The sequence below is a fragment of the Thermus arciformis genome, from assembly GCF_900102145.1.
GTDB lineage: Bacteria > Deinococcota > Deinococci > Deinococcales > Thermaceae > Thermus > Thermus arciformis.
Genome location: NZ_FNBC01000026.1, coordinates 23,562 through 31,338 on the forward strand (window position 1 = coordinate 23,562; position 7,777 = coordinate 31,338).

The following is a 7,777-nucleotide window of genomic DNA, read 5'->3' on the forward strand; positions in this document are numbered from 1 at the left end:
TTTGCCGGGGCCCCCCAGCGTGGGGTGGTATCAGACCCCCAGGTGGCGGAAAAAGGCCTCCCGGGGGATGGCCCCAAGCACCTCCTCCCCCCGGACCACGAGGACCAGGGGCTGGCGCAGGAAGAGGGGGTAAAGCTCGCTCGCCGCCACCTCCGCCTCCACGCTGGGCACCTCCTCCAGGGCCAGGATGTGGTCGGAGAGGCCCAAAAGCCCCACGGGACGCCCCTCCTGCACCAAGAGGGCCACCCCCCGGCCCTCGTAGGCCTCGAGGGCCTCCACCCGGGGCAGGGGCTTGGCCAGGCGCCAGGCCGGGGTGGGCCAGACCAGCCCGGCGGTGAGCAGGGTGGTGCAGGGCACCCGCACCGCCTTCTTGGCCAGATAGAGGGAGAAGGTAAAGACAAGGAGGAAAGCCAGGCCCTCCAAAAGGCCGAAGAAGTTGAAGCTTCCCCAGCCCAAGCGGCCCCCACCCCCCAGGAGGGCGTGGACGATGTAGGAGGAAAGAAGCCCGAGGACCAGGGCGGCCAAGTAGGCGAAAAGCCCGGCCAGGCGAAGCTCCTTCACCGTGCGCATGGGCTTAGCTTACCAGGTCCTCCTCCCGGTCCACGTCCACCCCCACCTCGGGGTAGGGGGTGACGAGGGCCCGGGCCTCCACCCCCAGGATCCTCCCGGCCCGGGCCTCCAGCTCGCCCAGGGAAAGCCGCCCCAGAAGGAGCTTGAAGAGGACATCCAGGCCCACCAAGCGGGCCAAGGCCAAGGGCCTTTTCCTTAGCGCCACCACCCGCTTGGCCAAGGGCAGGGCCTGGAAGAAGAGGGCCTTGTCCAGGAGGAGGAGGTTCCCCCCGGTGAAAGTGCCCTCCCTCAGGCGGGCGTAGGTGCGGCGGTTCCCGGGAAAGCGGGCCTCCACCCGTTCCTTGGGCACGATGGGGTAGACCAAGGCGGCCTCGGGGGCCCTCTCCAGGACGAAGCGCACCGCCTCGGGGGTGAGGTGGGGGAGGTCCGCGGTGGCCACCAGGGCCTTTCCCTCCACGTGGGCCAAGGCGGCCTCGAGGTTGGCGAGGAGGCTTCCTTGGTCGGGGAGGGTGAGCCTGGGAGGCGGGGAAAGCCCCGGGTTCTCCCCCACGTAGATGGCCTCGAGGCCCGCCCCCCTCAAGGCCTCCAGGACCCACTCCGCCATGGGCCTTCCCCGGTAGGGCACCAGAGCCTTGCTCCTCACCCCGTACTTTCGCGCCCAGGGCTCCTCGCCCCCGGCCAAGAGGATGGCCTCCATCCCCCCCATCCTACCGAAAGGAAAACCCCACCGCGGCCAAAGCCGCGGTGGGAACCCGTATGGGCTTCGGCTCACCCAAGGAGGCACCGGGGCATGCTGGCCTTAAAGGGGCCTTAAGGTGAAGCGGAGGGTCTGGTTTCCGCTCACCTGCACCGTCTGCACCAGGGTGCGGTAGCCCGGGGCCACCAGGGTGAGCTCGTGCTCGCCGAAAGGCGCCTCGAGGCGGAGGTAGCCCCCCTTGGCCATGCCCACCTCCTCCCCGTCCAGGAAGACCCGGGCCTCCACGTTGAGGTAAAGCTCCAGGATCGCCCGCACCGGGACGAGCTCCACGAAAAGCCTCAGGGTCTCCCCGGGGCGCACCTCCACCTGGGCCCGGTACTCCGCGTGCCCCGGGGCCAGGACCCGGACCTCGTGGAGCCCGGCCTCGAGGCTCACCCTAAGGGGAGCCCGCCCCGCAAAGCGGCCGTCCAGGTAGACCTCGGCCCCCTCGGGCCTGGCCTCCAGGAAGAGCTCCCCGGTGCGCAGGGGCCTGAGGCTCGCAACAAGCCTGGTCTCCCGGCCCCTTTCCACCCGCACCGTGGCCCCATAGGGCTCGTACCCCGGGAGGCGGAGCTCCACCCGGTAGGTGCCCTCGTTCAGGGTGAGGCGCAGAGGGGTGCGGCCCTGGAGGCGGCCATCCAGGTAGACCTCGGCCCCTTGGGGGCTGGACTCCAGGAAGAGGGTGCCCGTGCGGGGGATGGGCGTGAGGCGCACGTCCAAGCGGGTGGTCTCCCCCCGGCGCACCGAAACCTGGGCCTGGTAAGGTTCGTGGTCCGCAAGCCTGAGCTCCACCCTGTACCGCCCCTCGGGCAGGCTCAGGGTGAGGGGCGTGCGGCCCCGCAACGCCCCGTCCACGTAGACCTCGGCCCCCGGAGGGGTGGAGCTCACGCTCAAGGTCCCCTGCCGGGGCTCGGGGGAGAGGGGGGCGAAGACCTGCACCCGCTCCCCCGGCTTGGGGTTCACCGTCACCCGGTAGGGCTGGTAGCCCGCAAGCCGAAGCTCCACCTCGTGCCGCCCGGGGTTCACGGAAAGGACGAGGGGGGTGCGGCCCTGGAGGCGGCCGTCCAGGTAGACCTCGGCCCCCTGGGGCCTGGAGTCCACCGCCAGGGTGGCCGTGGCCGGGGCGGAAACCCGGCCCACGAAGTAGCGGGCCACGTCCGTAACCCAGTCCTTGTCCGGAAGGGGTTCTATGACGATGGAAAGCGCCCGGGCCAGGGCCTCCGCCCCCCGGACCTTCACCCGGTTGGCCTCCACGTCCAGGATCTCCCCCAGGGAAAGGGGGCGCCTGCTGGCCACGGCCAGGATGCGGTCCTCCCCTTCGGGGCCGGTGACGGTGTAGCGGTAGCGGGCCCCTTCCGGGGGAAAGCGCCGGGTTTCCCCCGCCCGGAGGAAGTTCTGCCGCTCGTAGGCGTTGGGCAGAATGGGGTTGATCTCCCCGTCGGCGTTGACGTTGAAGAGGTAGACGTAGGCGTCCTGGTTGACGTTCACGTAGATGTAAATGGGCTCGCCCACCTGGTAGACGGCGTCCCCCCGTTTGGCGGGGTCCTTGTCCACCCAGACCTTCACCCTGAGGTCCGTGGGCACCGGGTTCACGAGGATGCCCTGGGGGCTAAGCTGCTGGGCCAGGCCCAACCCAAGCCCCAAGAGCGCCCAAAGGAGTTTCCTCATAGCCTTCACCTCCACCCCTAGGTTAGGGCTTAGGTGTGAAAATCCTGAGGGAAAAAGGCCAAGACCCCTTAAGGCTCGGCATAGGCCCCAAGGCGCCGGAAGCGGCGGTAGCGGTCCTGGTAAAGGGCCTCCGGGGAGAGGCCCTTGAGTTCCTCCAGGGTTTTTAGAAGGGCCTCCTTGAGGTTTTGGATGGCCCGGTCAGGGTCCTTATGGGCCCCGCCCTCGGGCTCGGGGATGACGGCGTCCACCACCTTCTGGGCCAGGAGGTCCTTGGCGGTGAGCTTCAGGGCCTCGGCGGCCTTGGGGGCCTCCTTGGCGTCCCGCCAGAGGATGGCGGCGCAGGACTCGGGGCTGATCACGGAGTACCAGGCGTTTTCCAGAATGAGGACCCGGTTGGCCACGGCGATGGCCAAGGCCCCCCCGCTTCCCCCCTCCCCCAGGATCACCGTCACGGCGGGGACCCGGAGGCGGCTCATCCGCTGGATGCTCTGGGCGATGACCCAGGCCTGGCCCCGCTCCTCGGCGGAGACCCCGGGGTAGGCCCCGGGGGTGTCCACGAAGGTGAGGAAGGGGTAGCCGAAGCGGTCCGCCAGGTCCATGAGGCGCATGGCCTTGCGGTAGCCCTCGGGGTGGGGCATGCCGAAGTTGCGCTGGAGGTTCTCCTTGGTGTCCCGGCCCTTCTGATGCCCCACCACCACCACCTTCTCCCCCTCGAGGTAGGCGAGCCCGCCCACGATGGCGGGGTCGTCGGCGAAGGCCCGGTCCCCGTGGAGCTCCAGGAAGTCCTGGAAGGCCTTCTCCAGGACGTCTAAGGTGGTGGGCCGCCCTTGGGCGCGGGCGAGCTGGACCCGCTGCCAGGGGGTGAGGTTCCCGTAGGTCTCCTTCTTGAGCTGGGCCAGGCGCTCCTCCAGGAGGCGGATCTCGGCCTGGAGGTCCACCCCCGTGGCCTTGGCCGTCTCCTTGAGCTCCTGAATGCGCCGTTCCAGCTCCAGGATGGGCTTTTCAAACTCCAGGGGCATAGGGGACTCCCGGGTGGAGGTGGCGGAGGGCCTGGACCACCTCCCGCTTCAGGCGGCGGCGGTCCGTGACCCGGTCCACCATGCCGTGCTTCAAGAGGAACTCCGCGCGCTGGAAGCCCTCGGGGAGCTCCTGGCGGATGGTCTGGCGGATGACCCGGGGCCCAGCGAAGCCGATCAGGGCCCCGGGCTCGGCGAAGATCACGTCGGCCAAGGCGGCGAAGCTCGCCGTGACCCCCCCCGTGGTGGGGTCGGTGAGGACGGAGACGTAGGGGAGGCGCTTTCCCCAAAGGAGGTCCAGGCTCATCACCGTCTTGGCCATCTGCATGAGGGAAAGGGCGGCCTCCTGCATCCTCGCCCCCCCCGAGGCGGCCACGATGACGAGGGCCCTCCCCTCCTCCGCCGCCCTCTCCGCCCCGCGGGCGATCTCCTCCCCCACCACGCTCCCCATGGAGCCTCCGGCGAAGGCGTAGTCCATGACGAGGAGGACCGCGGGCACCCCGCCGATGGCGCAGGTGCCCCCCAGGATGGCGTCGGGCCTGCCCGTCTCCCCCTGGTAGGCCTTGAGGCGCTCGGCGTAGGGCTTGGTGTCCACGAAGCCCAAAGGGTCCAGGGGCCGAAGCCTCGTGGTCTCCTGGAAGGTGCCAGGGTCGGCCAGCATGGCCACCCGCTCCTCGGCGGGCATGCGGTGGTGGTGGCCGCACTTGGGGCAGACGTGGAGGTTCTCCTGGAACTCCTTCTTGTAAATCTGGGCCCCGCAGGCCTCGCACTTGGTCCAAAGCTCGGGGACGTCCCGGCCGCCCCCGCTCGGGCGCTTTCTGCGGAAGAGCCTCTCCAGGGCCATCACGCCTCCTTGGGGGCCTCGAGGGCCTTGTGCTCCCCGGCCACGCTCTGTCCCACGAAAACCGCCCCCGCCTCCACGTCCAGGGCCTGGGCCCGGAGGGTCCCGGCGAAGCGGGCGGTTTTGGCGAGGGAGACCCTTTCCGCCACCAGGTCGGCCCGCACCTCGCCGTGGATGTGGACCGCCTTGGCCTCCACCTTGGGGCCCTCCACCCGGCCCGTGGGGCCCACCTCCAGTTCCCCTTCCACCAGGACCGAGCCCTGCACCCGGCCGTCTATGCGCACCTGGCCCTTGGCCTTGAGGTCGCCGAGGACCTCGGTGTCGGGACCCAGGTAGGTCAGAGCCTGGGCTTCCTTGCGCCTAAACATCCGCCTCATTTTATCGGCCCACGAGGTAGGGACGGGGGTCCACCGCCTCCCCCTGGCGGTAGACGGAGTAGTGGAGGTGGGGCCCCGTGGACCGGCCGGTGGAGCCCACAAAGCCCAAAAGCTCGCCCCGCGCCACCCGCTGGCCGGGGCGCACGGCGGCGCGGGAGAGGTGGCCGTAGAGGGTCTGGTAGCCTTGGGCGTGGTCCACCACCACGGCGAGGCCGTAAGCCCCCATCCACCCCACCCGGGCCACCACCCCGCCTCCCGTGGCGTAGACCGGGGCGCCGTAGGGGGCGGAAAAGTCCAGGCCATCGTGGAACTCCACCCCGGGGCCAAAGGGGTTCTTGCGCACCCCGAAGAAGGAGGTGACCTCCCGGTACCCCCTAAGGGGAAGCCCGAGGGGGAGGCTTTGTTCCACCTCCAGGGTCCGCTCCAGGGCGGGGGTGAGCTCGGCGAGCTGGGCCTTCAGGTCCAAAAGGGTGGCCTCCACCTCGGTCCAAGCCGCCATGGCCCCGCCCCCCTTGGCCCCCTCCTGGTAGCGGACGGGGAGGGCGTTGATGGGGGAAAGCCCGGCGCGGCGGCGGAGCTCCTCTATGGCCTTCTTGAGGGCCTCGAGCTCCTTCCGGGTGCGCTCCGCCTCCTGGGAGAGGGCCCCGTTTTGGGCCTTCTCCGCCTCCAGGGCCAGGGAAAGCCGCCTCGCCTCCTGGGAGAGGGCGTGGAGCCTGGCCTCGAGGGCCCGCACCTCCCGGGCCCGGTGCCAGAGGTAGAGGTTCACCCCCGTCCAGAGGGCGAGGAAGGCCAGGAAGAGGCCAAAGGCCCAGCCGGGAAAGGTGAGGGCCCGGCTCCCCCCACCGCTTCGGGCGAGGAGGAGGGTGTACCGGACAGGCCGCCTTTTCATCCCGAGGAAGTATACCACCCCTGGGGGCCAAGCGCCCGCCCCGGTTTTGGCCCAGGAACCCGCTTTTGGGGTACCTAAACCGCTTCGAGGACCAAAGGGGCAGGGTGCGCCTCCTCCCCCAGGGCGTAGGCCTCCCGCAGGTGCCCAAGGGCCTCCTCCAGGCCCCGGTTCCGGTGGTAGAGGAGGGCCAAGGCCTCCCCCCGTTCCACCCGGTCCCCGGGCTTCTTGAGGAGGTAGACCCCCACCCCGTGGTCAATGGCCTCCCCCTTCCGCCTCCGCCCCCCGCCCAGGGCAAGGACGGCGAGGCCCACCTTGTAGGCGTCCACCTCCCGCACCACGCCCTCCTCCTCGGCGAGGAGGGGGTGCTCTTCGGCGAGGGGAAGAAGGGAGAAGTCCTCCACCACCTTGGGGTCTCCCCCCTGGGCCTCGAGGAAGGCCCGGAACTTCTCCAAGGCCGCCCCGCCCTCCAGGGCCTTGCGGGCGAGGGCGGGGTCCAGGCCCTCGAGCTTTAGGGCCTCCTCCGCCAGGGCCAGGGCCACCTCCAGAAGGTCCCCGGGGCCTTCCCCCTTGAGGGCCCGTATGGCCTCCCGCACCTCTATGGCGTTTCCCACCGCCCGCCCCAGGGGGGCCTCCATGGAGGTGAGGAGGGCCCTCACCCGCCTTCCCGCCCCCTGGCCGATGGCCACCATGGTCTTGGCCAAAAGCCGGGCCTCCTCCAGGGTCTTCATGAAGGCCCCCCGGCCCACCTTCACGTCCAAGACGAGGCTCCGCGCCCCGGCGGCGAGCTTTTTGCTCATGATGGAGCTCGCGATCAAGGGCACGCTCTCCACCGTGGCGGTCACGTCGCGGAGGGCGTAAAGCTTCCCGTCCAGGGGGGCGAGGTCCGGGCTTTGGGCGGTGATGACCAGGCCCACCCTCCGGGCCCTCTCCAAGAACTCCGCCTCCGTCATCTCCCCCCGCCAGCCCGGGACGGATTCCAGCTTGTCTATGGTCCCCCCGGTGTGGGCCAGGCCCCGGCCCGACATCTTGGCGAAGGTGCACCCGCTTGCGGCGAGGATCGGCCCCACCAGCAGGCTCACCTTGTCCCCCACGCCCCCCGAGGAGTGCTTGTCCACGGGGTGGGGCAGGCCGGAGAGGTCCAGGACCTTCCCCGAGCGGGCCATGGCCTCGGTGAGCCAGAGGGTCTCCTCGAGGTCTAGGCCCCGCAGAAAGGCCGCCATGAGCCAGGCGGAAACCTGGTAGTCCGGCACCTCGTCCCGCAGGTAGCCAAAGAGGAAGGCCTCGAGGTCCTCCCGGCGGTGCTTGCCTCCTTCCCGCTTCTCCCGGATGAAGACCACGGGGTTCATGGGCCCATGCTACGCTAACCCAAGTTGCTACCCAGCCATCTTCTGGGTCAGGAGACTGATGTTATGGGCCAGGACGAAGGTGAGAACTTTGATGACGAAACCCTCCTGGGTCACGGCGTGGATGCGCCTGGGGAAGAGGTGATGGAGCATGCTCCCCACCGTCTCCACCACCCTCCGCCCCACGATGGCCAGGTACTGCATCCAAGGGAGATACCGCCGGCTGTTCCTCCTGCGGATGACCATGGGAACAACCTCCTGGGCCTCCCGGAGGAGGTCCTCGTACAGATGGCTCTCGTACCCCCGGTCCAGGTAGAGCTCCGCCCCCTCGGGAAGG

Annotated in this window: 8 protein-coding genes and 1 pseudogene; all 9 read right to left on the minus strand. The window is 69.9% G+C overall.

What is annotated here, in order from left to right; genetic code table 11:
- Positions 1–30 precede the first annotated feature (30 nt).
- Entirely contained in the window at positions 31–570 is a 540-nt protein-coding gene (locus tag BLP62_RS09365; RefSeq protein ID WP_093008019.1) for a hypothetical protein, read from the minus strand.
- Between the two features lie 4 nt (positions 571–574).
- On the minus strand, positions 575–1,267 hold the full coding sequence (locus BLP62_RS09370; RefSeq protein ID WP_093008021.1) for an NTP transferase domain-containing protein: 693 nt from the start codon (positions 1,265–1,267) through the stop codon (positions 575–577).
- Between the two features lie 102 nt (positions 1,268–1,369).
- The gene (locus BLP62_RS09375) at positions 1,370–2,974 is read right to left on the minus strand and encodes a PEGA domain-containing protein (protein ID WP_093008023.1); all 1,605 of its coding nucleotides are present in this window, start codon (positions 2,972–2,974) and stop codon (positions 1,370–1,372) included.
- Between the two features lie 68 nt (positions 2,975–3,042).
- Positions 3,043–3,993, minus strand: a complete 951-nt coding sequence (locus BLP62_RS09380) for an acetyl-CoA carboxylase carboxyltransferase subunit alpha (protein WP_093008025.1) — start codon at positions 3,991–3,993, stop codon at positions 3,043–3,045.
- A complete protein-coding gene (gene accD / locus BLP62_RS09385) occupies positions 3,977–4,834 on the minus strand; it encodes an acetyl-CoA carboxylase, carboxyltransferase subunit beta (RefSeq protein ID WP_093008027.1) in 858 nt (285 codons plus the stop codon). The genes BLP62_RS09380 and accD overlap by 17 nt, the downstream gene beginning before the upstream one ends.
- A complete protein-coding gene (locus BLP62_RS09390) occupies positions 4,834–5,208 on the minus strand; it encodes a bactofilin family protein (protein WP_093008029.1) in 375 nt (124 codons plus the stop codon). The genes accD and BLP62_RS09390 overlap by 1 nt, the downstream gene beginning before the upstream one ends.
- A gap of 1 nt (position 5,209) precedes the next feature.
- Entirely contained in the window at positions 5,210–6,097 is an 888-nt protein-coding gene (locus tag BLP62_RS09395; protein ID WP_093008031.1) for a M23 family metallopeptidase, read from the minus strand.
- A gap of 74 nt (positions 6,098–6,171) precedes the next feature.
- Positions 6,172–7,443, minus strand: coding sequence for a thymidine phosphorylase (locus BLP62_RS09400; protein WP_093008033.1), 1,272 nt, complete (start codon positions 7,441–7,443; stop codon positions 6,172–6,174).
- A 27-nt stretch (positions 7,444–7,470) separates the two neighbouring features.
- Positions 7,471–7,777, minus strand: a pseudogene (locus BLP62_RS09405) (IS982 family transposase); the annotation flags it as partial.

Bases quoted from the DNA above. Each gene is read 5' to 3' on its own strand.
- BLP62_RS09370 (WP_093008021.1), bottom strand. From the start codon at position 1,267: ATGGAGGCCATCCTCTTGGCCGGGGGCGAGGAGCCCTGGGCGCGAAAG.
- BLP62_RS09365 (WP_093008019.1), bottom strand. From the start codon at position 570: ATGCGCACGGTGAAGGAGCTTCGCCTGGCCGGGCTTTTCGCCTACTTG.
- accD (WP_093008027.1), bottom strand. From the start codon at position 4,834: ATGGCCCTGGAGAGGCTCTTCCGCAGAAAGCGCCCGAGCGGGGGCGGC.
- BLP62_RS09395 (WP_093008031.1), bottom strand. From the start codon at position 6,097: ATGAAAAGGCGGCCTGTCCGGTACACCCTCCTCCTCGCCCGAAGCGGT.
- BLP62_RS09380 (WP_093008025.1), bottom strand. From the start codon at position 3,993: ATGCCCCTGGAGTTTGAAAAGCCCATCCTGGAGCTGGAACGGCGCATT.
- BLP62_RS09390 (WP_093008029.1), bottom strand. From the start codon at position 5,208: ATGAGGCGGATGTTTAGGCGCAAGGAAGCCCAGGCTCTGACCTACCTG.
- BLP62_RS09375 (WP_093008023.1), bottom strand. From the start codon at position 2,974: ATGAGGAAACTCCTTTGGGCGCTCTTGGGGCTTGGGTTGGGCCTGGCC.
- BLP62_RS09400 (WP_093008033.1), bottom strand. From the start codon at position 7,443: ATGAACCCCGTGGTCTTCATCCGGGAGAAGCGGGAAGGAGGCAAGCAC.